The organism is Alicyclobacillus vulcanalis (genome assembly GCF_900156755.1).
In the GTDB taxonomy this organism is placed as follows: Bacteria; Bacillota; Bacilli; order Alicyclobacillales; family Alicyclobacillaceae; genus Alicyclobacillus; species Alicyclobacillus vulcanalis.
Window position 1 is genome coordinate 42,231 of the sequence record NZ_FTOO01000014.1, and the last position, 23,192, is coordinate 65,422.

The window sequence follows — 23,192 nt, forward strand, 5'->3', positions numbered from 1 at the left end:
GGGATGGGTAGGTGTATCCCCGCGTGACTCGGGTGTGGTGCAAGGGCGATGTGTTATCGCAAACGATGATGAAGGTTAAACAGCTGGATGAGTTTACTCTCTACAAGATCACGAGTTTCGTCTGCGATGTGTCCTAACTCATACCGGATGATTCTTGTTGTCATGCTTACTATTCGATGTAACCGAATCACGGACGAGACTTTCAAACCCGTTGGTGAAAACGCATCCGTGCCCGCCCGTAAGACGATGTCTGTTGGAAGTAGATGCGTCGGCACTTGACTGCTAATGAACGCAACCACTACATGGTCATGGGCACTGATTGGATCGGTGAGACACAGGGCTGGTCTCACCTTGTGCGACTGTAGGTCATCAAACGGAAATGGGATGAGCACGATTTTATGCTTCATCTTCATAAAGAATCGGCTTCCCATCTTCTACGGTATATAGATCTTCTTTCGGATCGGCCAAGAACTCGAAGGCCGGGTTTCGGGCCAAAGCATGTAGCCATGCTTCTTCAGTGATATCCTCTGCAGTTGAAAACGCTGACGAAAGGTCAAACTCCTCAATCATTTCTTGCAGAATGGCATCAATCGCACTCAGTTCGCCTTGAAGGAATTGTCTGCTATCTTGCATTTCTCGTAAGTTCAACTGGTTGACTAAAACTTGTCTTCTGGTACGAAGGCGGTGTACAAACCTGGATATTTTCTGAGCGGTTGACGGATCGGACATACGCCATCCCTCCGCCTTCATTGTACGGAACGCAAGAAGGGACGTATACATGGAAATGAACGCTCCTCCTGTCGCGTGGATTACATGGCGGTTTTGAAATCCTGCGCTTGATCTTCCAACGCCAGTAAGATACTGTTCGCGGCTTGCTGTATCCTCGTGCCGCACGCCTTGAGAGCATTCACGGCCTCTTTCCCGCTCCATCCGGCGATGTAAGCGAACGAGTAGTCTGTGGTATCGAGTCCCAGCGCATGAGAAACCACGAATGCGGTCGATTCCGCTTCGAGCTCGATCAGTGGCTTGTGTGCTGGATTTAATGGACCGTTGGTGTGCAAAAGGCCATGAGCCCATTCATGTATCAACGTTTTCGCTTTGTGTGCCTCCGGTAGTGTCTGGACAATCTTGATTTGATTTGTCTCCAAATCGAATTCTCCCCTTGCACTTCCGAGAGACACGACCTCAGAAACCGGATAGGGACAGACTTGAAGCAGCTTTTCGTACAGGTCGCTGTCACCCGAGATAATTTGCGGGCTCTCCACGGTTGGCAACGGCTTGCCATCCGTCTGCGACACGTCAAACACGTACACGATGCGGTAGCCGTAGATGATACGCTTGTTCTCTTCCTCCTGTGACGTTTCTTCGGATTCCTCTCTAGGTATATCCGCCTTGTTTGATTTTTTCTTGAGCAACGGCGCGAATATTTCAATGCCGTGCTCGCCTTTTTTGACGTAGCGGCCCAGCTCCCTCCACGTATTGTATCCCGCTACATAGGTTGCATCGGGCTTCTGACACATGATGAGCAGCGTATTCGAGAAGCTGTAATGGTGAAATGCTGCTTGGAACTGAAGAAACTTGCGCCATTCCTCTGTACTGAGGAGTGTTTCTAGGCCATGCTCCAAGCGCTCCATGGCTGCTTTCACCTTTTCATTCATGGTTCACGTCCCGCTCGATCACCACAAGGGGGAGCCCCCCTGGCGGTGATGAGGGGGGCTTCCTCCCTTCGTATGTTGCTTTCATTACCTCTGTTTTCGTTTCAGAGGTCTCAGATCTCAGAGCAATTCTCTTGCCTTGAGACTGACGAATCGTCCTTCGTCTCCAATGACGATGTGGTCCAGCACATCAATGCCGAGGATTTTTCCAGCTTCCACTAGTCGGCGCGTCACTGCCACGTCTTCTGGGCTTGGCTCGGGATCCCCACTTGGATGATTGTGTCCCACGATCACCGACGAGGCATTGCTCAGAATCGCAGGCTTAAATACTTCTCGTGGATGCACGATGGATGCGTCAAGTATCCCGAGACTAACGGTGTTGATCGCGTTGACGATGTGCTTGGCGGATAAGATTATCGTCACGAACATCTCACGATCCGCGCTGCCGATGTACTCCTGAAAGATGTTTGCCGCGTCTTCGGCGCATCGGATTCGACGCGAACCTTCGTATTTCAAAATCCGCTCTTTCACAAGTTCTACTCGTACGACCGTGATTGATGACACGTTGAATCTCTCCCACTTCCACCCGGGCGCACCGGGTGGTGGTGTGATCGACCCGGTGCGACGGGTTGAAGTTGAGGTTTAGCTAGCTTGGCGCTTGGTTTCCGTTGGCACCGAGGAGCGGGCCACTGTTGCGATAAGGCCTACCCCTTTTTCACCCACAGGACGCAGAAGACACGGTTGCAGCGGACTGTTGAGCCCAATTTCAACCTGTGCGACTCCTTCTAGCGCTTTGAGTGCCGTAATCCAATAGTTCACGTTGCACAGGATCTCCATATCGTCCTTCGTGCCTTGGATCGTCTCCAGGGTTTCCTCGGCGTAACCGTATTGCGCCGATGTGGCGGACACTGTGAGGCCGGACGGGGTAAACCGAAACTCGGCTCGCTGATGGTCCGCTTCGGACAGAATCGCCACACGTTCACAAGCCGTAAGAAGCGCCTGGCGCTCGACCACCACGCGGTGCGTCATGCGTTCTGGAATCAGTCGCGCGGTATTCGGGTACGTACCCTCCAGGCCTCGAAGCGCCATGTGGAAGGCATCATCTCCCCATGACACCGTGCACGACGAGGTGCCAAGCGTGAGTGTGATTTCTTCGTCGTCGTCGGAGGCAGGCAGGGCGCCAGCCAGCGCGTCGAGCACAGTCGCTGGAATGACAAGCTGGCGGTCCTCGCCGGACACGTCTTCGCACGGCACGGTAGATTGCGCCAAGCGAAGCGCGTCGGTCGCCACCGCCGACAGATGTCCGTCCGCCAAGGTAAGCTGCACGCCCGTGAGGATGGGGCGTGCCAGACTTTTGCCCGCAGCGTAGCTCGTCCGTCGAATCAACCGATACAGATTCGGTGTGAGTACCGTGGTGGTGGTCACCTCGTCATCTGCATCGCCGTAGGGCGAGAAGAGACGTGGGGGTAAACCCGCCAGTTCAAATTTGGTCCGCCCAAACGAAACGATGGTGCGATCGTTCTGGGTTGAAAGCATCACAGGCCCGTTTGCGCGTTTGACGATCTCGTGCAGTTCCTTCGCTGGGAGCAGGCACGAACCGGACTGCGCAATCTCTACGCTCGAGTCCGTCGCTTCGACGAACAGCGTTCGCCGAAACGACATGTCTTCGCTGGAGGCGTAGAAATCCACGCGATCTTCCTCTCGCTTGGCCTCAATCAGCACGTGCTTGAGGACAACCTTGTTCGTCGCACTCGGCACCACGCGAAGCAGCTGGCGCAGGATTTTCTCCAGGTCTCCATGGCGAAATGTCGCCTTCATGCGTGATTCCCTCCTTCAAATGAAAAAACCAGCCGAGTCCAGAAGGGCGACGCTTTCGTCGGCACTTCCAAGACTTCGCCTGGTTGCAGGGGTTCGTCCGGAGAGATGTGGTTGTGTGCCGCGATGGCATGCACCACATCCCACGGATTGGCCGGACATTTCTCGGCTAGCGACCACAACGTTTGCCCAGGGGCTACGACGACATCGGTCCAACCCGTGAGAACGGGCGGCACGAAGCGCAGCATGAGCAAACTGATGACGCAGGTCGCAAACGCGAGCCAGCCGGCGTATTGGTTGAGTTTCCGCATGGTCATCCCCTCCGTGGGTAAACTTCACCCACGGGACCCGCCGCCCGAGGGTGATGAAAACCCCGGTTGGCGGGTGGGGTTGGAACTTGTGAGCTTCAGATCGTAAGCAACTCGTCGAGCGTCATCCGCGTTCCCGTTGGGCGTTCCAGAACCATCTCTTCGAGCTTGCCCACGAGCAACAAGTTCCACGAACGATTTCCGCAGTGTTCGCAAACGAGCGTCGGCACACCGTCAATGGTGACGCCGTTGTCGGTTTCAAAGGTATCGAAGCGTTCAGTCGCCGATTGCCCGCAGTGGGAACAGCAGACGGAATGCTCTAGTTCAATCGGTTCCTGATACGACGCAATGGCGCGTCGAAGCAGCTCCTCCGTATTTCCGTGTGTCCATAGTCGAGCTTTGAGTTCAAGCACGTTCCATACCTCCTCACCGAGGCGGTGTTTGAACGCGATATCGTCGGCTTTGGGGTGGCGCATTCGGATCAGGCTCCTTTCTGCATCACCCATTCTACCCGGACGACGATCACGCGATGGCCGGTTGATGAGGTTAGTTTGCCAAAGCCGGCCGACGGGAACGCTGCACCGTGATGGTGCTCTGCCACTCGTCGGCCACGTACACCGTCAGGATGGTGTTCGGCTTCACCACGACCACATGCACAGGCTTCCCGTACACGTCACCGCGCTTCATGAGCCGTTTCTTGCTCTCCTGCACCGTCACGCCGAACGTCGCGATTTGCACGACGGCTTCGACGGGTAGGCGGCGTTGGATGATGCGTTTCACAGCGTGTGGATCAAACACGTAGAGGGTTTTCATCTGGCTCACGCTCCCATCGCTCGATGTCGCCCCGATGTGCGGTGAGCACGTTCGGTAAGGTGCCATCGAGGTAATGTTTGAGAATCTGCCGGAGGACGAATTCGTCATCGTCGGATGCGAAGAAGGCAGGAATAAGGCGCATGTCTTATGCTCCCTGCGCTTCTGGCATCTTGGACACGGTGAGCGGACCGTCGGCGACGTACGCCGCGATCACCTGGCCGCTGAACGTCTCGTCCATTAGGCGTTGCACAGATTCGGCGTTATCGACGTAGACGGGCATCGCTTCACCCTTGGCTTGAGACAGGGCGCGTCCGATTTCGATGTCGCAACGGATCTTCTCGGAGTAGGACAAGAGCCGATAGGGCCGACCCTTCCACTCAATCCGAAACGCCTCGCGAACCTCGCCTGTTTCCTTGTTCACGTCCATCAGGTGGATAGCAACATGGCGGAACAGGCCGTTCAGCTTCTCATGCTGGGCGCGCAGGTACTCGAAGCGAAACTCTTGGAGTGCCTGGATCCGCTGTTTGAGACCTTCGAGGTGCTCCGCGGTCGCCTGCAAGTCTTCTTGCGCTTGGGTGAAGTGCCCCTTGGCCTGCTCATACGCGCGAAGCTGCGCCGCATAGGCCACTTCGCAGTAGTGTTCATCCTTGAGGCGCGCTTCCATGGTCTGCACGAATTCCACGAGTTCCGGATGTGGAGCGTCGTGATCCGGCATAGCCTCGAGCTTCGCAATCTCAGCCTGGACTTGGTTCCCCTCGTCGTAGAGCTCCTTCATCTTGGCAAGCGAAGCTTTGCGCTTTTGCGCGATCTCTTGCAAGATGCGAGCCGCCTGATCTTCCGGGAGCGGCTGACCACAGGTATGGCAGTGCGTATCCGCCTGTGGGAGGCTATCGCGAAGTGCTCGAAACGCTCGCCCAAGCGAGTCACGGCGAGCGTACAGGTCGCGCAGGCGCTCCTTTCGGTTCCCCTGCGAGGCTTCGAGCTCCATGAGTTCCCGTTTCGCGGCCTCATATCGAGCGCGTTCCTCATCCGTCACGCTTGGCACGTACGGTTGCGGTTCGCCGCGACGCAGAACCGCCTGATACGCTTGGCATTGCCCTTCAAGTCGCAAGCGTTCCGCTTCGCATTCCTTGATCTCATCGCGCACCTTCTGCATGGCAAACTCAATCGAGTCGAGCCCCATGACAAACTGATCGCGCGCAAGCATCGACGCGTGTACGGACGTCATGCGAGCCAGCACATCTTCTTTCGGGATGTCTGGCACGCAGCGCGAAAGCACGGTCTTCGCTTCCTTCGGCTCCAGGGAGCTGAAGTAGCCGGGGACGAACACCGACAGGAATTCCTGCACGGTGCCGAACCATCCTTCGATTTGGCCGGGCTGTGCGCGTTTGCCGTTCACGAGGAGCGTCGAGCCCTGTCGAGATGCGCGCGTGCGCGAGATGACAACGGACTTGCCGTGAATGAGCCACGTGACAGTGACTGCCATCCGCTTTTCGCCCAAGCGCATGAGCTTTTCATCTTGTTTCTGCCTGCCGGCGATATCGGTTCCAAAAAGACACCAGACGACGGCTTCTGCAAGGGTGGATTTCCCGGCGCCGTTGTGGCCGGAAATGACGGTGATGTCGTGGAACTGGAACGAGGCCTCCGTAAACGAGCGGAAGTTCTCCAGTTGAATGCTGAGGATTTTCATGCAGAATCATCCCTTCCGTGGGTGGTGTGAGATCACACAAGCCCACGGACGATGCCGGGGCTTGTGTGGGAAAGCCCCGCATCGTGCGGGATGTTTGAAGACTTCGTGCTCAGGGTTAATTGTGTCGACTCATCCAGCGCTCGAATTTGCTAAGAAGGCGCTGTTCATCCTCTGATGTTTCATCCATGTCATCCTGGAATTCCGCAATCAAGTTGCAATCGAACCGTGCGGCTTTTCTCCATGCTTGCGGAATGCAAGACGCAATTTGTTCAGCCAATTCCTCATGTTTCATGAGGTAGGAATCGCCATAGGCTTCGCTCACGTAAACCGGGTAATTGTCAAAAGTCACGCCGTTGCGAATAACGGTTTTCAACACTTTCTTATCCTCCATGGATGGCCCTCCGCGTACGGGATTCATTTGAACCCCATTATAGTACAGCGTTGAAGGCCTCATGATTGCTTTCGATGACGACTATGCGGTCCGGGCTCAAGAACCGTGACAATCGTAAAGACGATTCTTCCACCCCGATTTTGTACCGCAATGGCTACCGTAATCCAACGTCCAGAAGCGTCAGTTCCGGTGATGGAGAACACCGGGTCTGGATTTGCATATGGATTAGGACCATGGGGGTACTCATATGCACCGTACATCTCATTTGCAACATTGCGTGTCACAACGTATTGGACACTTTGCTGTGAGATGTTCCGGTCTTCCATCTGCTCTTTCGCGTGTTTCGACCACCTCACTCGTTTCTGAATGAGATGGCGAGCCAGGATATCCGATAGTTCATCCCATAGAGTTTGCCAACGCCGAGACAACTTCGTGCCCACCGTTCAACGGTCCGAGGGTGCCCCCTCTCGCCGTTTGAACGAGAGGGCGCCCCTCCTTCCGTTGTGTGACTAGAACGGTAAGTCCTCTTCAAAGCCCGGCGGTAAATCGTCCGCAAACGGATCGTCGTATGGACCGAAGTCCGGTTGCTTCGACGGAGCCGGCGAGGTGTTGTTTTTCACAGGTGGAGCGGCAGACGCAGATTTGGCGCTTTGATTGCCTTCTCCACGGTCGAGAAACCGTACGCCTTCCGCGACCACTTCGGCCACGCGCACGCGCTGGCCATCACGGTTCTCATATGTGCGAATCTGGAGGCGGCCGTCGACTGCGGCCATCCTGCCTTTTTGCAGGTATTGCGATACCAACTCGGCGAGCTTATTCCAGACGACGATGTTGATGAAATCCGTCTGGCGTTCGCCGTTCGAATTCGAACGCATCCGGTCCACGGCAAGCGTGAAGGATGCGACGGCGGTACCGTTGTTGGTGTAGCGCAATTCTGGATCGGCTGTGAGTCGGCCGATCAAGATCACGCGGTTGAGCATGTTTCATTCGCTCCTTCGTATGGTTTCAGCGTTCGCGTGGTTTCCCCGAGGTCAGAAGGTCAATGAGCTTACTCGCCTCTTGTTTCGTCAGTGAGTCGAGTTCGCCCTTTCCTGTTGCCTGGAGCACGAACGCGTTCAAGGCCTCCGTATCCATCCCTCGTTCCTGGGCTTTACGGAGGATGAGGTTCTTTTGGGCCTGGGAGATGTCCGGGCTACCGGTCGAACGGTCGGGCTGTGTCCGCTGCCGACGGTCAACCGATTCCGGCTGTCGAATGGTTAGATCCTCGAGATCCTCGATGTCCTGCGTAAACAACGCGCTTGACCGAGTAGCCGAGAGCACAGCGTCGATGAGGGCGCGCTTCTTGGCCATCTTTAAGAGCGTGTTGTCGAGGTCGTCGATTTCGTCGTTGGGAATGCGGTACTTGATGTACGAACCGTACTTGCCGTCGAATGTGGCTTGTTTGAGGGTTTCCTTGGGTAAGTCCGGGGGCAATTCGCGTTCGGTCACCCATCGCCAACGATATTTCTTCTCCCACGAGTTCGCGGAGCCAACGCCCACCATGATGATTTTCCCGTCGATTCGGCTGATGAGCGGTAAAGATACGCGATAGCTGATGTAAATGGGAGTTTTCGTATCGTCGCGCGTGAACTCGATATGTGCTTCTCCGGCGCTTAGCCCATACACGTCGCAGAGCTTTTCCGCGCCAGGCTTGAACAGAGTGGGTTTGCTGTCGCCGATGATGCCATAGTCTTCGCCGGGCACCATGTACTCTTTTACGAATTGCCGAAGCTCCTCCAAGCGCTGACGCAGTGCGCCGAAGTCCATGACCATGTTGACACCGGCGCCATACGCACGTGGAAGCTGGCGTTCGGGAAGCGCCATAGGAAGACCTCCTTATGTCGTGCACGAAGCGGGCTCCATCACGTATACGAACGGATGGGAGGTCGCTTTGGGCGATTGAGATTTAGAGAAGATACGACCTGACAGCTGTCATGACAGCTTGGAGATCGCTATCTGTTAGGGTTCCAAGAGGTTTGAGGAATCGTCCTTTGTGGACGGTGAGGAATTTAGAGGCGCGTACGGTCGAGGGTTTGAGCAGTCCAGCTACTGACCATTCTGTGATTTGGACATCGTAACGAAGTCGAGGCGGCGATGAGGTGACGAAGACGACAGTCACATCATCATCCACACGGTCCGTCCCGATGACCACCACAGGGCGAATTTTTTCGCCGCTCAGATCACTGAACTGAACCTTCATCAGATAAATTTGCCCTCGACGCACGTTCATCAGATTCCAGTAGGTGTCCGAAGGTTTCATCGTAAATGGCATCATCCTCGTTCAGGAGAAAGCGAAATTCATCGCCGAGAATGACAGCTTGTTGGTGGATGTCCTTCTTTTCCACGATGAACACCTCCGTGTTTCCATTGTAACACGAGGTGTATCGGGAACGTTGACTGAGCGATTTCAACGATTCACGCTCCTGTCGGCTGTTCACATGTTGACTCGTGCGCGTTCGTGAGCAGCCGCATCAACCGCTCGGTCTGCTCGCGCTTGAAGCGCTCATGCCCCTGGTATTCTTCCCAAATCCAATCGAGCATTGCTTTGCGCTGACGTCGCCATGCCAGTGGGTCCACGCCTTTTGGCATGCGCCACGGCTTGCGCGTCGTGAAGCCAAGCTCGGCGAGTTGGGCGGCGGTGAGCCGTTCTGCGGGGTGTAGGTTGCGCTTCCGTGTCCCCTGCGGGTACAGTTCGGCTTTCGCTGCCTCGAACGAGATTCCGCGCAGCCATGCGTGAAAGGCGACCGCGCCGCCTTTTTCCCCGCATTTGTGGCAGTAGAACGTGTCCTTGACACTCGACACGTACAGATGGAAGTTGCGGCCCTGGTCCCCGCATACGGGGCAGTGAGCCTTCCATTGGCCAGGTCGGGACGTCGGGTACAACACGAGGCCGTTGCGTGCAGCTACTTCTTCGATGCTGACCATGACGCCCACCTCCCTATTGATTTTCGCTTGGCGAATGTGCACGTGGTTCGCGCGCCTCTATGGGGTTCCATCGCCTCCTTTCGTGTTCCGTGCACATGCAAAAAGCCACGGAAACACGAATAAAAGCTCGCCTGCCCATGCCTTCGCATGGCACAAACCAGCTTGTCACGTGTCTCCGTGGCTTTGCACGGTGCGCACGGTGTGCGCATATCAAATTACAGGCTCGACGGCATGCAAATCCCGTCGACCGTAGGCGCTACTCCACGACTTCTTCCCGATTTCTTCGCTAGGCTACTCCATCGGTACTCCGTCGCTTCTTCGCGATGCACATTCACCCACAGACCTACATGGTCCGGTTATCAAGCGTCCGCGTTCCTCATTGCGTTTGAACCCTCTCCACATATCATGCCCGCGGACGTTCAGCCATGATATATGTGAGGACGCTCCGCACCTAACCCGTTGTGCGTCGGGGTCTGGTCCCTCTCCAGACGCTCATCTCATTAAGCATCGCAGCTTAATGGTTGCCTCTTCATGGTTGTACTGCACGGCGTTCGCTCTGCGCGGAGGGAAACGCTGGAGGCCACTTCGCTACTCCCTGGGGTTCTTCGCTTGTGCTACTCCCACCCAGTTCTTCGCTCGTTGCGTACGTTTCAGAAGAGGCTCTGATTTACGTACTCCTCCACCCACGTGCAGTCCTTACTCGTACTCTCCCGAGCAAGGACATCCGGATCGTTCCGGATTTTTTCAATGGGGAATTCCGCTATGCCATCATTATCTGAAGACAATGGGTATTTGTCAATACGGTGTATACATACCGAGAGGCACCCGTCCTGGTACAGGTGCCTCTCAGGTCTACGCGAGCAGACAATTCATCCAACACTTTGCGGTTGGTGATCGACCATCATCCCATAATAGCCATTTTTGTTCTGGCCCAAGATTCGAACAGTAATTCGATCTCCAGGTTTCGGAATTTGTCGAAGAATCACGGGGTCTACACTCACGAGGAATCCTGGATAGACCTCAGCCCTGATTAACCCATTCCGAATGAAGGCAACCGTTGCACGGAGAATCGTGCCGCGGTCAAATCGTAGTGACGATGGGACATTCGGATTCTCCATCAGGTGGCATCGACTGACGACGATTCGATCCTCGACTTTCGATGGCTGGATTTGAACCGGGAACTCCTCTCCAATCGTCCCCTGATCTCGCTTGGAGTCATCCCAGTCGTACCACGCTTTAGGCATGAGGGCTGTATAACCGCCAACATTCAACACATATGCGCCCCTTCGAATTCCAACGATCACGCCAATTGCTCGATTTCCGGGTTTGCTAACTCGTTCCGCATTCAATTCTCTCAGGCGCTCTAAACCCTTCTTGCGATTTAGAAGAATGGTCGAATCCCCTTCGTCCTGTAGGTCAAAGTCTTCTACGATTCCACAAATCCAACGATCTGTAAGGGACATAGGATCTTCGCCATCTTCCAACGCCGAATATTCTGGGTCAACGGGGAGCATGACTTTGGCTGGGCCAATGTCTCCAACGAGAATGTCTCGTGTCGTACCATCTACAAGTTTCTGCTGCATACCTAAGAGATGCACATGGATAACTGTTTTTGCGCGTTTCCATCCTCGCGCGGCCATCTTCAATTCATCAACGCTCAATTGAATGGGATCTGTGCTTCGCGAACCCTCTGCAAACGTGTTTACGTATACAGCACGCAAATTTTCCATAGTATTCACCTCGTTCACTTGGTCAAATTGATTATTTATTAATTTCTAAATTGAGGAGATACTTCGATAACATGCCTTGTTGTGCTTGTGATCCACAACGCCTGATTGGGTGCGAGGCGGAGTGTATCTCTATCCTCTGAGGTTCGCATCTTCACATGAAAGCGAGTGTTTCGATTGACCAATTCACTCAGGCATGGCGATTCCGCGGTGTTCAGCTGTTCTGTGGACTGAACTGCGGCGATCAAAGATATTCCATGCTCTGCTCCGCACTCAAATAACTTCGCTACTGCGTGTGGCGCATAGGCAGCGTAACGGTGAAGTTCATCAACATACAGAATGGTTGGCTTCATCGTGATTTTGCTCATGTTGCAAGCTAGATAATGCACAAACGCTGCGCCGATGAATGTGTCGATCTCTTGATATCCTGTATACAACGAGACAATTTTGGTGTTTTGCCTTGAGCAATATAGGAATGGTTTCAATAACCCGTATTCGGCCAGTACCCGGTCGCATGTGGACTGTGAATCATCCGGGCTCACCATTAGAAGGTTTCGTAAAGCACTGAAAAACGCTTTTTCATATGGAGAGCTTACATGCAAGGCCCTAGAGTAAATTTTGATCCAATCCACTTGCAATCTACTTGTGCAATCTTCGATGTCACACATACTACCTTCCGGTGAGATGACAATCATTCTGCAGTCTTGTTGTCCGTCAACCATCGCTTGAATGTCTTGATGCAGCATAGTCTTCAGGCAATATGTCTTTCCAGTTCCCGGGCCACCTTCAACGAGGACATTCCCGGTTCTTTCCCTTCCCGGTATCCAAACTGGCGCATAAGGAACTGCATGACGCTCTAACTTGATGTCCGTTAACATGTGTGTGACCACCTTTCAAATTTTGTTTTCTTATCATGACCATACACCAATGCTGTCGGAGGTTTGCGCCAACTTTACGCCATCATCGATTCTTCCGTTCAAACCCGCACCGCGGACACCGCCATTTGCGCTCATCCGGCGTCAAGGTCAGTTCTGCTTCGCACTGTGGGCAACGTTTCGGCGGTCGCTGAGGCCGTAAGTCGATACGGACAATGGCTGGCTCTTCTATGGGTCTCTCGGCCTCTTGCGCTGTCGACTCATTCGGCGACGCATATGGGCTTGTTTCCCCCTGTTGGGGCGATGTCTCCGTGTGAGTTTCGACTGGCTCGACATCTACGGTATCGGCGCGCGACGCATCGGACATATGGAAAGCCGCCTCTTGGATCGCGCGCGCGAAGGCTTGAACATTGATTTTCGCGTTCCGATCTGCCGTGGGTCGTACCTTCGACGGCGATGCAGGACTTGGGACATAGGTTTCGTCACGAGGTTCCGGCATAGACCGCCTTTCTGATACCCCATGTTCGACGACTTTTACCGCTACGTTGATAGGCGTCGGCTGTCGTTGCGATCTGTTCTGCGAACGGCGCACGTCGAAGAATCCGCGTTGCTTTTTCACCCATTCATCTGCGTACGACGTGATGCCGACACAGGGCGCCTGCACCTGATTGTCCACGGTCATGGCGAAAATCGCCTCGTCCTTGGAAAGCCCGTAGGCGATGTCCTCCAAGCGATACCGCGGGTCGATGGTCTCCTGGGTGCTCACGCGCCGGTCCAAGTTGCGGGTGTCAAAGAACCAGCTGAGCTTGTTTTCTGAATAGGTTTCGCGAATGTTCTTCACGGATCCCAGCGCGTGCTCCAAGAAGCGCGCATCATCCGGAGACGGGGCCGGGAAGTAGATTTTGTTGCGACAGCTCCCCTCCACGACGTCCATGAACTTCTTGCTGACATCAAGGAGCTGCGCTCGTGCTTGAATGGCGAGCATCATACCGACGCGGTACTTGCGCGCTTGGGAGAACATCTCGGTGAACGACTCGGTGCCGTAGACGGCGAATTCGTCGACGTAGAGATACACGGGTCGGCGCGTATCTTCCGTGCCTTCGCGTTCGAGCGCGTACATCTTGAGGGTGACCAGGAACAGCTTGCCGAAGAGTTTGCCGGCCGGACGGTTCCCCGTCACGACCACGACCAAACGCCCAGGTTGTTCTTTGCCTGCCGCGAGAAAGCCCTGAAAATCAAACGGCGGGAGCTCGTCTGTCTTGAATACCTGTCGCAGGCGAGGGTTCGTCGCCAACTCATTGACGACGATCTTGAGGCCTTTCGTGATGGTCTCCAACTTCTCCAGCTTCTGTTCGGTCGCGGTGTCCATGAGGAACGAGCGCGCTGCCGAAAGCACCATGCTCTTTTCGTGCGGAGTGAGCCTATGGAATCGGGCCTCGACCTCCGGTCGCTCGTGCTCCCACATGCTCATGGCCTCATCCATTTCGCTCTTGCGCTTTTTCTTCGCCGTCCCCGCTTCTTGAGCCGCGCAGTCTTGCACCATGCTGCAAATCGCACGGAAGTGGAGCGGATCGGTCACCAGATCTGCGAACTGCAAGAAGTCCGCTTCTGGCCAAAGCGGCACCTGAACCTGTATCACCGTCCGCACCAAGTCGTCCTGCGCGTTTTGGAAGAACCCGTCCTGCTTGCCCATCTTCTCTTGGAGTGCAGCACGCACATTGTCGATGATGTCCGCAATCTCGCCACCGAACGGGCTGAACGACACCGTACTCGGCATCGTGCCGCGCAAATCCATGATGATGGTCTCCACGCCCAACTGATTCGCCATGTTCACTGCGGCTTGTGCGAATCCGCCGTCGGGGTCCATCGCGATCACGTCCATGGGAGTGCCGTTTGCCATCGAACGAAGGTCCTGGTACACAGCTTTGAGCATGATACGGCTTGTCTTCCCCGTGCCGGTGGAACCAAGCACTAAGGTGTTGATAAACCGGTCTTTCCCTTCAATGCGAATCGGTCGGCCGTTATCTTTTCGGATGCCGACTTCGACCCCGACGAGTGAAAACTTGTTCGGATCGTCATCACGACGATGGGTGCTCCTATCGAAATCCGTGGCCTGCATGCGTTGCAAGAACTGCGCTTTTGCTGTTGGAGACAGGCCTCGATATACGAAGAAGGCCAGTAGGCCGAGGACTCCGGCCACTAAGGCCAACGCGATCACCCAGGCATTCTCATGCACAAGCGGGTTTGTCGCGTTCAGTGCGGAAAGCGGGAGCTTTGGCCCTGTACCGGATGTGAGCGGGTTGATGATTGCATGGCTGTTGGTCGCGGTGGTTGCGGCCTTCGGCGTGCTTGGATGCAGCATACGGTTCTGCCACGCTGCGATCAGACCATGCAGTTTCACCACGCCAAACCCGGCCATGGCGATGACGGCCAATGTACCGAGTTGAGCCATGCGCCCGAGCGCGCGAAAGACGGATCGATACAACGCAAACGCGCCAATTGCGCCAATGACGACCATGAACCACGTCGAATGCGCGATGCTTACGCGCACAAGCGCAGGGACTTCCGGCATGCGTCGATGCTCCTTTCGCTTTGCTCGCCAATAAGCTAGCGCATACACTAGCTAGCAATTGTGCCAGCTAGCATGAAAGCTCGCTAGCGTATTGGCGAGCGTAGTGGCCCGCGTTCATGCTCGCTACACGAGTGCGAGTCCAACAAACGTGAAAATCCCGATGCCACCAATGAGGTAGTCGACAGCGCTGAACGACTTCACCAGGTGCACGCCTTGGCGCTTTCCCCACGGCCAAAGGAGCGGTACACCGCCCGCGATGAAGTCCGCCGCCATGTGGAGCACATACCCCAAGATGAGGCCGTACGCGGCAACGCCCAGGTGCAAGTGACTCAGCGCCGGCTCACTCAGGTAACAGCCCGCTCCAAACACAGCGAGGCCCAGCAGGCTGTGGGTGAATGTCCGGTGTTTGGCCGGCATCGTCGCCACCATCCAAGCGGCGAGCAATACCGCGGCTTCCATCGGCATGCGATGGTGGTACGCCAAGTCGAGCAAAATGGTCGCAAGGGCGCCCAAGCCGAGCATGCGCGTGACGTTGTGCGCTGCGCCGAAGATGAACATGAGCAAGAGTGCTATGCCCCATGCGGTGAGCGACGTCGCCCAGTGCATGAGCACCATTACCACGATGGCCAGGGCCAAAACCGGCAGGCCAAACACGATTTCGATGGTGTAGGTCAGCTTGGCATCCTGCTGATCCAAATCCGGCACCAGCGCTCCGACCACCGTAGCCGCGACAAACGCAGCCTGGACGACGACGATATGCGGCATCGAGGCCCAGGGATGCGTGAGTAAATCCCGCAACGACTCCCAGCGCTCATGTAAAACCAGTGGTGTCGCCGCAACCGCCCCGACTGCGCCAATGGCCATATGGGAACGACCCATCATCTTTCCATCTCTCCTCTCCTGGCTCAGGGTATCACAGGCTCAGCCGTGAGATGGGACGATCTCGAGGTGAATGTAGCACGGAGCGGTGTGTATGTTGCGCCAACTTTACGCCAATATTCGCGCGCATCTTGTGTGTTCTTGTGCCAAATGGATATCATAACGATCATGAGACGGATGATCGGTGGTGTGTGACATGGCGATCCGATACGACGGGTGGAGCATTGCGGCACAATATCGCAGGTGCGGGAAATCGGCTTGTCGTGTGTGCCGAGAAGGCCCTGGCCACGGCCCGTACTGGTATGGCTCGAAGACCGTGGATGGACGGCGCTTGACTAAGTACTTTGGCAAAGTTCCGCCGGTAGAACAAGAAATCGCACAAGATGGGCCATCAGTCCTTGAGGAGCTCGCTGCGTTGCGCGCAGAAAACGCGAGCTTGCGAGCGCAGATCGCGCAATTGCAGGCGGAACTTGCCGCTCTACAGACGCCGCCCGCTCTTTCGGACTCTCCACATCCCTTGGAGGAGACGACGGAAGCCTCACAGGACGAGTTAACGATACCTGAGCAACCAAGGCGAAGGGCCTCTGCACGGTCGGATGACGAATTGACGAGGGCCGAAGTCGAGGCGATTTGGTGCGAGGAGACCGAAGGCCTTGACGAAGAGCCAGACATCCTGGCAGAAGCTCACGATGCGCTTCTCCGCAACCTGTTTCCCGTGCCTGCACAAGAAACCACAAGACTCAAGACGGGTGCGAACCCACGCAAACCGTACGTGTGTCCCTTTCGTGCGACAAAACGCGGTGCACGCCTGACGTTTGGCTCGGCCGATAAGCTCGTGCGGACCGCAATTCCGTGGCTCATCCAGTCTGTGAAAGGCCAGCGGGCGTGGCGCGAGCTAAGCCGTCGGAGACGACACGATCGAATAGCAGAGCTCTTTTCGACCTATCGGCGGATGGATACCCTGGAACTTGTACATCTGGTGGAGCGAATGGAACGAGCCATATTGACGGGTGATCGCACGGGGTGGACAGTGCGCTTGGAGGAGTTGGACAAACACGTGGAAGTCATCCGTCAGGTGCTTCAGGAACGCGGCAATTGAACCTACGCGTGGCGGAAAGGGAATCTTGGCGCATTGTGGGTTTTGTGCAGGTGTGTTATGCTTATAATAACAAAGCGGAAGGGCGCGGCTGGAGAACCAGCCCTTCCGCCGGGACTTCAGGTTCGGGGCTTGTCTTGGCGGGCAGCCCCGTTTTCGTTTGTTTTGCTGAGGAACCTAAGCTTTGCTTTTCGGTACTCAATGTACGCCTTGGCCACATTGAGTACGGCGAGCGCAAGCTTGCCCAACAGCTCAAACAAACGATCTGTACCCATGTCCCTCACCCCCTTCCGTCGTCGACGTAGGAGGAAAGGCGGAAGGTCCTGCCCTTCCGAGCGCTATTCTATCAAAGTTTCTATCAACTCGTCTGCGCCACACGTGCTCGAGCCTGTGCACGCGCGCGTAAGGCCATGAGCCGCTGTTCCAACCACGTCTGCCCATGCGGCTGTGCTAAGACATCCCGCCATTTTTGCACGTCGAAGTTCTTCTGCAGCACACGCACCCGCTTCGCCGCAAAGCGTTGTCCGAGCGCATCCGCAGCCATGCCGCGGGTCCACGTATCGTCGTATCGGATGCGGTACTTGTCGAGCACGTACTTTTGGCGCTCTGTCATCGGCGAATTGCGCCAGTCGGCCTCCTTCGTGATAAGCGACGATTCGAAGAGCGACAGGAAGCCTTCGACCACGCCCTGCGCGTACTCCAACGGCAACGAACGCTCGTGGAGCGGCATGAACTTCTCACCTTTCAGTTCGAGTACCGGCCAGAACTCGTCCCCGTCGCGGTACAAGTACGCCCAACCATCGTTGCCATAGGAGATCGCAAAGTTGTCTTTGACCCGCACCCAGCGATACCGACTGCGGTTGGCAAACAGGTTGATAGCTTGTGCCACCTGTTCCGCGAGTTCCCGCTTTTGCGCCACGCGCGTCAGCCACTCGCCTACGCTCTCTCCGTCCTCCATAGGCACAGCATCTTCGTCTTCTTCCACTCCGACCAGCGCGTGCGTCGTCGTTCTTTTCTGCGTACGCATGAGACGTGCAAACGTCTGGAGCGATTTATCGTCGCTTGCGCCTGTAAGGTCGAGCACCAGCGCATCCGTTTTGTCGGGATGCAAGCGCAATGCTCGCCCGACCATTTGCACGTAAAGCGCTTGGGAACGTGTGGGCCGCGCAATGACCACGCAGTCCACGTCCGGCTGGTCATAGCCTTCAGTGAGAATCTGGCAGTTGACGAGCACGCGTAGGCGGTTCTCCGCGAACGCTTGGAGGATTGCGGATCGCTCTTCCGCTTTCATGGCTCCGTCCACGGCGGCGCAGGCGATGCCTCGCTTCTGAAACCGTTCCGCGAGGGCATGCGCGTGCTTGACATCGACCGCGAAGACGAGGCATTTGCGCCCAGACGCGTGCGTGACCACGGCGTCCACGACTGCATCGAGTGCGGCTTCGATGTTCATCACGTAGGAGAGGTCTTTGGCATTGTAATCTCCTGCTGTCGTCCGAATGGCGCCAAGGTTCAGTCCGGGAACCTCGACCTTCACTCCGCGAACGTCCGACAGATAGCCGTCCACGATCATGTCGAGGATGGTGCGTTCGTAGGTCAGGTGCTCGAAGATGTCGCCAAGTTCCGTTCGGTCAGAACGGGATGGTGTCGCCGTGACGCCTAAAAGCGGTGGACCGTCCGGTGTAAATACGCCCAAGCGTTCCAGCACGCCAAGCGCGCCCTCTGCGCGGCTGTGATGGCACTCGTCATAGATGATGAGCCCTGGTTGGGGTATCCGCCGACCAGCGACGAGTGTTTGCGTGGAAGCGAGCAGTACGTCACCCAGCTGCTCATTGCGCGCGCCTTGGATGCGTCCGATGAAGGCCTCCGGCCAGACGAAGTGGATTTTCTGTTCCGCCTGGTCGAGCAGTTCCGTACGATGCGCGATGACGAGAATCGGCTTGTCTCTCGACACCTCCTCGTGGAAGCGCCGCGCGACGCTGCCAAAGACAATGGTCTTGCCTGCGCCTGTTGGAAGGACGATGAGTTGTCGTTTGTGTCCCTCTGCAAGGGCCTGAAAAAAGGCGTCGACGGCAGCCTGTTGATAAGGACGAAGTTGGATAGCCACGTTTCTGCCCTCCAAATTGCTCGGGCGTCCCTCTGCTGACAACGCGACAGATTCGCGTAGCCAGCACAGGGACGTCCCTGTGCTGTGATTACGCCTGCACGGCCTGTTTGAGTTCGGCACCTGGTTTGAATGCCGGAACACGGCGAGCCGGAACCTCCACCGCTTCTCCTGTTCGGGGATTGCGCGCGGTACGGGCCGCACGCTCACGCAACTCGAACGTGCCGAAGCCGATGATTTGGACCTTCTCGCCGGACTCTACCGTCTTCCGGATGGTATCGAAGAGCGCGTTGATGACGGCTTCGCAGTCCTTCTGGGATAGTCCTGTCCCTTCGGCGGTTTTTCGAATGAGGTCCCGTTTATTCATCGCTTGTCCTCCTCGCATAAGGTTCGCTTACTTCTTGAGCATATCACGATCTTCGGTACAATTTGCGCCATCTTTACGCCAAATTATCGATGGAAGCGTCGCTCGAACGAGCGTGTCTTTTCGCGGAAAATGACGTTCAGCGCGATGATCGCCACGATGGAGCCACCTAGAATGAGCCATGTCCACATGACGCCTGTGCCTCCTTTCTCACGGATTTTTAACCGCGTTCACGTAACGTGAGACTTCCCGCTCCTTGTCGCCGTACCACTTGGCCGACAGGAGATACAGATTGTCGCGCGCTCGCGTGGCCGCGACGTAACACAAGCGCGTCTCTTCGCGCAGTTCCTCGCCCTTCAAGGCCTTTTTGTGCGGCAACAGCCCTTCCGCGAGGCCTGCAACGAACACGGTGGTCCATTCCAAGCCCTTGGCCTTGTGGATGGTCATGAGTTGCACAGCCTCGTCCTTCGGCTCCTTGGACTTCTCAATGATCCAATCCACGAAACGCAAAAACGACAAGACGGTCTTGTACCTGGACGCCGAAGCGATGAGCGAATCCACCCACTTGATCGGCTCGTCCTCATCTTGTTGGCGCACTAGACCCGGGTGGTTGTCTACCAACCATTGTATCGCTTTGGAAGGTTCCTCTATACGGCGAAGCGTGTCGATGGTTGTCACAAAGGCACGACATTTGGGGTGCGCGACCACCGCCTCCCATCCGCCGTGCTGAACCTCGTGCACGACGTCGATCGGGATGTAGCGCTTGGGACGATTGAGCAGGTGCCCCCACACGGTCGGGTCGGACGTGTCTTGGGTCGTTCGCAGATAGTCCAGGATGATTTTCACGTCCGGCGACTCGTAGAAATGTTTGTCGCCGACCACGTGATAAGGAATGTCCGCGTCGGCGAGTGCTTCTTCAAAGAGCCGCGACTGGATGTTCGTCCGATAGAGCACGGCGCAATCGCTCCAAGATACTCCGTGCTCCTTCCGCAGACGCTGGAGTTCCTGCGCGACGAAGCGCGCTTCCTCGAGGTCAGAGCGCACCGTCACGATTTGTGCGATCGCGCCTTCTGGCATGGGACGGTGGGCGACTACGCGTTTAGGGAGCTGATGCCCGTCGTTCAACCGGATGATGCGCCGCCCTACGTCGACGATGAGGTCGTGTGATCGATAATTGGTCTCCAACGTGACCCTTTTTGCGTCCGGGAACCGACGTAGGAACTCTTTCATCAGGTCCGGGCGTGCCCCGCGGAAGTAGTAAATGGACTGCCAATCATCCCCCACGACGAATAGGTTGTTGTGTGCCTTGACGAGTTCCAACAAGAACAGCCACTGCGCCGTGTTCGTGTCCTGAAACTCGTCCACCATAACGTATCGCCAACGCTGACGCCATCGCTTGGCGAACGCTTCGTCGGAACGGAACAGGCGAATCGCGTGGAGGATCATGTCCTCGAAGTCCAGGGTCTTACGCTCAGCCTTCAGCGTCTCATACGCCGCGTAGACTTTGGCCAAAGGGTCCGACACTTGACGCGGGCTGAGTGCATCCGCCTTGGCCTTGGCGATGGCGGAGATGGCCTCGCCTAGCTTCATCATGGGCCCGACACCGTGCGGATTCTTGCCACTTGGCTCTTCCAGCACACGCTCAATCATCCACGTGGGGTCCGACAACACGCGCCAGTCCTCCCCGAGTTCCGGCGTGACCATGCGATATGCGACCGAATGAATCGTCCCGATGGTCACGGCCTTTCCCCGTTCGCCCACGGCGGCAAGCAGACGGTCGGTCATCTCCTGCGCGGCCTTGCGCGTAAACGTGCACGCGAGGATGTCCCCAGGTCTAACGCCCTGGTTGATGAGGTACTGGATGCGCGCGATGAGCATGGCGGTCTTTCCGGAGCCGGCCGCGGCGATGACCATGCAAGGGCCGTCTTGGTGCGTTGCAGCCTCTCGTTGTGCGTCGTTCAGCTGATCTAGGGTGGGCACAAACATCCTCCTATGCGGAAGCCATACTTCGGTGTGGTTTGGCGTAGTTTCGACGGATTGTGCGTTGTGCGTTTTCTGAGACGCGCTTGGATGACGAGATAAGCGAAACCGCGGACAGCCCTGGTGATGGATACCCAGGGGATTCGTGACGACCGTGTACGTCGGAGGGCGGATGCGGATGCGGCGCAGATGCATGGGGACAGGACGGTCGGGATCGCAGAGACAGTTGACGTCCGCGCCGAGTGTGTAGCATTCGGCGAGCAAGTCTTGAACCTCCGAAGAAAACAAGTCCTCGTACGATAGGTGATGACGAGCACTGCCACAGCGAACTTCGATGCACCGCGTATCCATGTCCCACGCGCCTCCTTTGGAGAAAGGATAGCGCGTGAGGGTGAGAAAGTGCGCCAAGTTTAGGCCAAGGTTAGAACATCAGGTTCATTCAGAGTCTAGAACGTTGTCTAAAATCGATAACCACCATTGAAGGAGAGTTTTTATTTTTATTCTATTTATTTCTTTCCTTTGGTGTATGAAGTAACTAATTGCAACCATCACTACAAGAACAACCATTAACCAAGAGACAGTATGAGCTATTTCCTTCTTAAGATTAGATCCAAAAAGGCTGTAAATGAAGTTTAATATTGTTAAGAACACATTGACCAATGTTAGATGTTGAAGTATTGAATACTTTGGTTCGCTATATTCATCAATCCTAGCTTTTAACGCTGATTTTAATATATTTAGTTCCTTGACCCTGTGTGAGTCATTTTTCATTATAGTCCATTCACCTAATAATGTTTCATATTCACTGAAGTAATAAGTTTTACATATTTCAAATAATCTATTTTCCTGATAAGAAAATTTATTATTCAATCTCGGGAATATAATTTTGATTTCTTTATCTTTGAAGAAATACAAAATAAAAGGTAATGAAATATAGAAAAGCAAACCAAAAGATATTATTATGTATAATATATTCATTTTTACTTCTTCTTTCCTTTATTTGTATGTAGGAGATCAACCATAAATCCCAACGCAAAATGGTTATTTCTCCGCAAATTCTTCGATTCCTTCTCATTCCGATTTTGTTTTTTACAATGTTCTACAGAATAAAGCAAGAACATACGTTTTGTTTTTCTGAGGTTTGGTCGTATAATTCATTGCGAACACATGTTCTTGTTGGGGCGTTTCGTATGAACCGTTCTACCGCCTTACTCCGTCAACTTCTCATCCTCGAACTCATCCAAGCGCACATCGTACGCGAACGTGCGCGCGTCAAGGCACAGATGCGTGCGGAAGGGTTACACATCGTTGAGCGTCAGGACGGAGACATGGACATCCGCGTCGAGTTTCGTGTCGGCGACCACTACGATGAAGCAGTCTTCATGCGCAAGATGCTCGAGGCGGAAGCCGCGAATCGCGCCAAACGGACGGGGATGATCTCGCGATGACGCAGCTCATCTACGGTCTGGTGGATATGCAGAGCTTCTACGCCTCGTGTGAGGTGGCAAGCCGAGAGGAGTATGCGGCCAGGCGCAAGGAGTTCGATGACTCCACCGACCCGCCGCTTGTTGTATCCGGTGATCCGGCCAGGCGTTCGGGCATTATCTTGGCCGCCACACCGACGGCGAAGCGATACGGCGTCGAGAATACCTTGCGCTTGGGAGAAGCGCTCCGGCTGTACCCACGACTCATCGTCGTGCGACCGCACATGGCCTTCTACCTGCACGTGTCGATTCGGATTCAGATGCTCATGCAGCAGTGCTTCCCGTTCCAGGAACAGTTCTCGGTCGACGAGGGCTTCATCGCGTTCCCGTCCCCATCAAACCTGTTCCCCGACCCGATCGCGGCGGCACGTAACCTCCAAGCGGGTCAAGTCCGAGATTGTGTGTAAATTGCCCTCTTCGGCGAATGGAACGGTGAGCACTTAGGCCGTTAGAGCACAAGCCTGAGCTGATTCGCTCG

Annotated in this window: 28 protein-coding genes; 3 read left to right on the forward strand and 25 right to left on the reverse strand. The window is 55.4% G+C overall.

Features of this window, described 5'->3' with window-relative positions:
- Positions 1-53 precede the first annotated feature (53 nt).
- The 20 genes from BW934_RS15505 to BW934_RS13610 form a co-directional block, all read right to left on the reverse strand.
- Positions 54-431: a type II toxin-antitoxin system PemK/MazF family toxin gene (locus BW934_RS15505; protein WP_407639964.1), complete on the reverse strand. Its 378-nt coding sequence runs from the start codon at positions 429-431 to the stop codon at positions 54-56.
- Positions 397-729: a hypothetical protein gene (locus tag BW934_RS13520; protein WP_076349029.1), complete on the reverse strand. Its 333-nt coding sequence runs from the start codon at positions 727-729 to the stop codon at positions 397-399. Before BW934_RS13520 ends, BW934_RS15505 begins: the two co-directional genes overlap by 35 nt.
- An 80-nt stretch (positions 730-809) precedes the next feature.
- Positions 810-1,658 (reverse strand): ArdC-like ssDNA-binding domain-containing protein, encoded by an 849-nt coding sequence (locus BW934_RS13525; RefSeq protein WP_015759734.1) that lies wholly within the window; start codon positions 1,656-1,658, stop codon positions 810-812.
- 117 nt (positions 1,659-1,775) lie between these two features.
- Positions 1,776-2,219 carry a JAB domain-containing protein gene (locus BW934_RS13530; RefSeq protein WP_076348991.1) on the reverse strand — a complete coding sequence of 148 codons (444 nt, stop codon included), beginning with the start codon at positions 2,217-2,219 and terminating at the stop codon, positions 1,776-1,778.
- A gap of 78 nt (positions 2,220-2,297) precedes the next feature.
- Positions 2,298-3,473, reverse strand: a complete 1,176-nt coding sequence (gene dnaN, locus BW934_RS13535; protein WP_076348993.1) for a DNA polymerase III subunit beta — start codon at positions 3,471-3,473, stop codon at positions 2,298-2,300.
- Positions 3,470-3,781: a LysM peptidoglycan-binding domain-containing protein gene (locus BW934_RS13540; protein WP_076348995.1), complete on the reverse strand. Its 312-nt coding sequence runs from the start codon at positions 3,779-3,781 to the stop codon at positions 3,470-3,472. The genes dnaN and BW934_RS13540 overlap by 4 nt, the downstream gene beginning before the upstream one ends.
- 95 nt (positions 3,782-3,876) lie before the next feature.
- The gene (locus BW934_RS13545) at positions 3,877-4,191 is read right to left on the reverse strand and encodes a hypothetical protein (protein WP_143232668.1); all 315 of its coding nucleotides are present in this window, start codon (positions 4,189-4,191) and stop codon (positions 3,877-3,879) included.
- Between the two features lie 133 nt (positions 4,192-4,324).
- Complete coding sequence (locus BW934_RS13550) at positions 4,325-4,591, reverse strand: DUF4258 domain-containing protein (RefSeq protein ID WP_076348999.1); 267 nt, start codon at positions 4,589-4,591, stop codon at positions 4,325-4,327.
- A gap of 145 nt (positions 4,592-4,736) precedes the next feature.
- On the reverse strand, positions 4,737-6,281 hold the full coding sequence (locus tag BW934_RS13555) for an AAA family ATPase (protein ID WP_076349001.1): 1,545 nt from the start codon (positions 6,279-6,281) through the stop codon (positions 4,737-4,739).
- A gap of 115 nt (positions 6,282-6,396) precedes the next feature.
- Entirely contained in the window at positions 6,397-6,672 is a 276-nt protein-coding gene (locus BW934_RS13560) for a hypothetical protein (protein ID WP_008338747.1), read from the reverse strand.
- A gap of 59 nt (positions 6,673-6,731) precedes the next feature.
- Positions 6,732-7,112, reverse strand: coding sequence for a DUF4258 domain-containing protein (locus BW934_RS15510; RefSeq protein WP_076349005.1), 381 nt, complete (start codon positions 7,110-7,112; stop codon positions 6,732-6,734).
- A 69-nt stretch (positions 7,113-7,181) separates the two neighbouring features.
- Positions 7,182-7,652, reverse strand: a complete 471-nt coding sequence (locus tag BW934_RS13570) for a single-stranded DNA-binding protein (RefSeq protein ID WP_015759741.1) — start codon at positions 7,650-7,652, stop codon at positions 7,182-7,184.
- A gap of 25 nt (positions 7,653-7,677) precedes the next feature.
- Positions 7,678-8,535 (reverse strand): hypothetical protein, encoded by an 858-nt coding sequence (locus tag BW934_RS13575; RefSeq protein ID WP_015759742.1) that lies wholly within the window; start codon positions 8,533-8,535, stop codon positions 7,678-7,680.
- 82 nt (positions 8,536-8,617) lie between these two features.
- On the reverse strand, positions 8,618-8,971 hold the full coding sequence (locus BW934_RS15515) for a type II toxin-antitoxin system PemK/MazF family toxin (RefSeq protein ID WP_159437324.1): 354 nt from the start codon (positions 8,969-8,971) through the stop codon (positions 8,618-8,620).
- On the reverse strand, positions 8,892-9,056 hold the full coding sequence (locus BW934_RS15020; RefSeq protein WP_159437325.1) for a hypothetical protein: 165 nt from the start codon (positions 9,054-9,056) through the stop codon (positions 8,892-8,894). The genes BW934_RS15515 and BW934_RS15020 overlap by 80 nt, the downstream gene beginning before the upstream one ends.
- Before the next feature lie 70 nt (positions 9,057-9,126).
- The gene (locus tag BW934_RS13590) at positions 9,127-9,636 is read right to left on the reverse strand and encodes a CHC2 zinc finger domain-containing protein (protein WP_015759744.1); all 510 of its coding nucleotides are present in this window, start codon (positions 9,634-9,636) and stop codon (positions 9,127-9,129) included.
- A gap of 869 nt (positions 9,637-10,505) precedes the next feature.
- Positions 10,506-11,366: a hypothetical protein gene (locus BW934_RS13595; protein WP_015759745.1), complete on the reverse strand. Its 861-nt coding sequence runs from the start codon at positions 11,364-11,366 to the stop codon at positions 10,506-10,508.
- 38 nt (positions 11,367-11,404) lie between these two features.
- On the reverse strand, positions 11,405-12,241 hold the full coding sequence (locus BW934_RS13600; RefSeq protein WP_015759746.1) for a P-loop NTPase family protein: 837 nt from the start codon (positions 12,239-12,241) through the stop codon (positions 11,405-11,407).
- Positions 12,242-12,323: 82 nt separating this feature from the next.
- Entirely contained in the window at positions 12,324-14,810 is a 2,487-nt protein-coding gene (locus tag BW934_RS13605; RefSeq protein ID WP_076349009.1) for a TraM recognition domain-containing protein, read from the reverse strand.
- Positions 14,811-14,933: 123 nt separating this feature from the next.
- Positions 14,934-15,692, reverse strand: coding sequence for a metal-dependent hydrolase (locus BW934_RS13610; protein WP_015759748.1), 759 nt, complete (start codon positions 15,690-15,692; stop codon positions 14,934-14,936).
- A 193-nt stretch (positions 15,693-15,885) separates the two neighbouring features.
- Here BW934_RS13610 and BW934_RS13615 point away from each other — a divergent pair, with 193 nt between their 5' ends.
- Complete coding sequence (locus tag BW934_RS13615) at positions 15,886-16,788, forward strand: DUF6788 family protein (RefSeq protein ID WP_076349011.1); 903 nt, start codon at positions 15,886-15,888, stop codon at positions 16,786-16,788.
- 116 nt (positions 16,789-16,904) lie between these two features.
- Here the strand turns inward: BW934_RS13615 and BW934_RS15025 are convergent, their stop codons facing one another.
- From BW934_RS15025 to BW934_RS14865, 5 genes are all read right to left on the reverse strand, one after another.
- Complete coding sequence (locus BW934_RS15025) at positions 16,905-17,060, reverse strand: hypothetical protein (protein ID WP_159437326.1); 156 nt, start codon at positions 17,058-17,060, stop codon at positions 16,905-16,907.
- An 83-nt stretch (positions 17,061-17,143) separates the two neighbouring features.
- Positions 17,144-18,889, reverse strand: a complete 1,746-nt coding sequence (locus tag BW934_RS13620) for a DEAD/DEAH box helicase (RefSeq protein ID WP_076349013.1) — start codon at positions 18,887-18,889, stop codon at positions 17,144-17,146.
- An 88-nt stretch (positions 18,890-18,977) separates the two neighbouring features.
- A complete protein-coding gene (locus tag BW934_RS13625) occupies positions 18,978-19,253 on the reverse strand; it encodes an HU family DNA-binding protein (protein ID WP_076349015.1) in 276 nt (91 codons plus the stop codon).
- 207 nt (positions 19,254-19,460) lie between these two features.
- Positions 19,461-21,236, reverse strand: coding sequence for an ATP-dependent helicase (locus BW934_RS13630; protein WP_234969832.1), 1,776 nt, complete (start codon positions 21,234-21,236; stop codon positions 19,461-19,463).
- A gap of 429 nt (positions 21,237-21,665) precedes the next feature.
- Complete coding sequence (locus tag BW934_RS14865) at positions 21,666-22,208, reverse strand: hypothetical protein (protein WP_143232672.1); 543 nt, start codon at positions 22,206-22,208, stop codon at positions 21,666-21,668.
- 212 nt (positions 22,209-22,420) lie between these two features.
- Between BW934_RS14865 and BW934_RS13635 the strand changes: the two genes are divergently transcribed.
- The gene (locus tag BW934_RS13635) at positions 22,421-22,678 is read left to right on the forward strand and encodes a YhjD family protein (protein ID WP_076349019.1); all 258 of its coding nucleotides are present in this window, start codon (positions 22,421-22,423) and stop codon (positions 22,676-22,678) included.
- On the forward strand, positions 22,675-23,121 hold the full coding sequence (locus BW934_RS13640) for a Y-family DNA polymerase (protein ID WP_234969830.1): 447 nt from the start codon (positions 22,675-22,677) through the stop codon (positions 23,119-23,121). The genes BW934_RS13635 and BW934_RS13640 overlap by 4 nt, the downstream gene beginning before the upstream one ends.
- Positions 23,122-23,192 lie beyond the last annotated feature (71 nt).

Bases quoted from the DNA above. Each gene is read 5' to 3' on its own strand.
- BW934_RS15505 (WP_407639964.1), bottom strand. From the start codon at position 431: ATGGGAAGCCGATTCTTTATGAAGATGAAGCATAAAATCGTGCTCATC.
- BW934_RS13520 (WP_076349029.1), bottom strand. From the start codon at position 729: ATGTCCGATCCGTCAACCGCTCAGAAAATATCCAGGTTTGTACACCGC.
- BW934_RS13525 (WP_015759734.1), bottom strand. From the start codon at position 1,658: ATGAATGAAAAGGTGAAAGCAGCCATGGAGCGCTTGGAGCATGGCCTA.
- dnaN (WP_076348993.1), bottom strand. From the start codon at position 3,473: ATGAAGGCGACATTTCGCCATGGAGACCTGGAGAAAATCCTGCGCCAG.
- BW934_RS13540 (WP_076348995.1), bottom strand. From the start codon at position 3,781: ATGCGGAAACTCAACCAATACGCCGGCTGGCTCGCGTTTGCGACCTGC.
- BW934_RS13550 (WP_076348999.1), bottom strand. From the start codon at position 4,591: ATGAAAACCCTCTACGTGTTTGATCCACACGCTGTGAAACGCATCATC.
- BW934_RS13555 (WP_076349001.1), bottom strand. From the start codon at position 6,281: ATGAAAATCCTCAGCATTCAACTGGAGAACTTCCGCTCGTTTACGGAG.
- BW934_RS13560 (WP_008338747.1), bottom strand. From the start codon at position 6,672: ATGGAGGATAAGAAAGTGTTGAAAACCGTTATTCGCAACGGCGTGACT.
- BW934_RS13570 (WP_015759741.1), bottom strand. From the start codon at position 7,652: ATGCTCAACCGCGTGATCTTGATCGGCCGACTCACAGCCGATCCAGAA.
- BW934_RS13575 (WP_015759742.1), bottom strand. From the start codon at position 8,535: ATGGCGCTTCCCGAACGCCAGCTTCCACGTGCGTATGGCGCCGGTGTC.
- BW934_RS15515 (WP_159437324.1), bottom strand. From the start codon at position 8,971: ATGAAACCTTCGGACACCTACTGGAATCTGATGAACGTGCGTCGAGGG.
- BW934_RS13590 (WP_015759744.1), bottom strand. From the start codon at position 9,636: ATGGTCAGCATCGAAGAAGTAGCTGCACGCAACGGCCTCGTGTTGTAC.
- BW934_RS13595 (WP_015759745.1), bottom strand. From the start codon at position 11,366: ATGGAAAATTTGCGTGCTGTATACGTAAACACGTTTGCAGAGGGTTCG.
- BW934_RS13600 (WP_015759746.1), bottom strand. From the start codon at position 12,241: ATGTTAACGGACATCAAGTTAGAGCGTCATGCAGTTCCTTATGCGCCA.
- BW934_RS13605 (WP_076349009.1), bottom strand. From the start codon at position 14,810: ATGCCGGAAGTCCCTGCGCTTGTGCGCGTAAGCATCGCGCATTCGACG.
- BW934_RS13610 (WP_015759748.1), bottom strand. From the start codon at position 15,692: ATGATGGGTCGTTCCCATATGGCCATTGGCGCAGTCGGGGCGGTTGCG.
- BW934_RS13615 (WP_076349011.1), top strand. From the start codon at position 15,886: ATGGCGATCCGATACGACGGGTGGAGCATTGCGGCACAATATCGCAGG.
- BW934_RS15025 (WP_159437326.1), bottom strand. From the start codon at position 17,060: ATGGGTACAGATCGTTTGTTTGAGCTGTTGGGCAAGCTTGCGCTCGCC.
- BW934_RS13625 (WP_076349015.1), bottom strand. From the start codon at position 19,253: ATGAATAAACGGGACCTCATTCGAAAAACCGCCGAAGGGACAGGACTA.
- BW934_RS13630 (WP_234969832.1), bottom strand. From the start codon at position 21,236: ATGTTTGTGCCCACCCTAGATCAGCTGAACGACGCACAACGAGAGGCT.
- BW934_RS14865 (WP_143232672.1), bottom strand. From the start codon at position 22,208: ATGAATATATTATACATAATAATATCTTTTGGTTTGCTTTTCTATATT.
- BW934_RS13635 (WP_076349019.1), top strand. From the start codon at position 22,421: ATGAACCGTTCTACCGCCTTACTCCGTCAACTTCTCATCCTCGAACTC.
- BW934_RS13640 (WP_234969830.1), top strand. From the start codon at position 22,675: ATGACGCAGCTCATCTACGGTCTGGTGGATATGCAGAGCTTCTACGCC.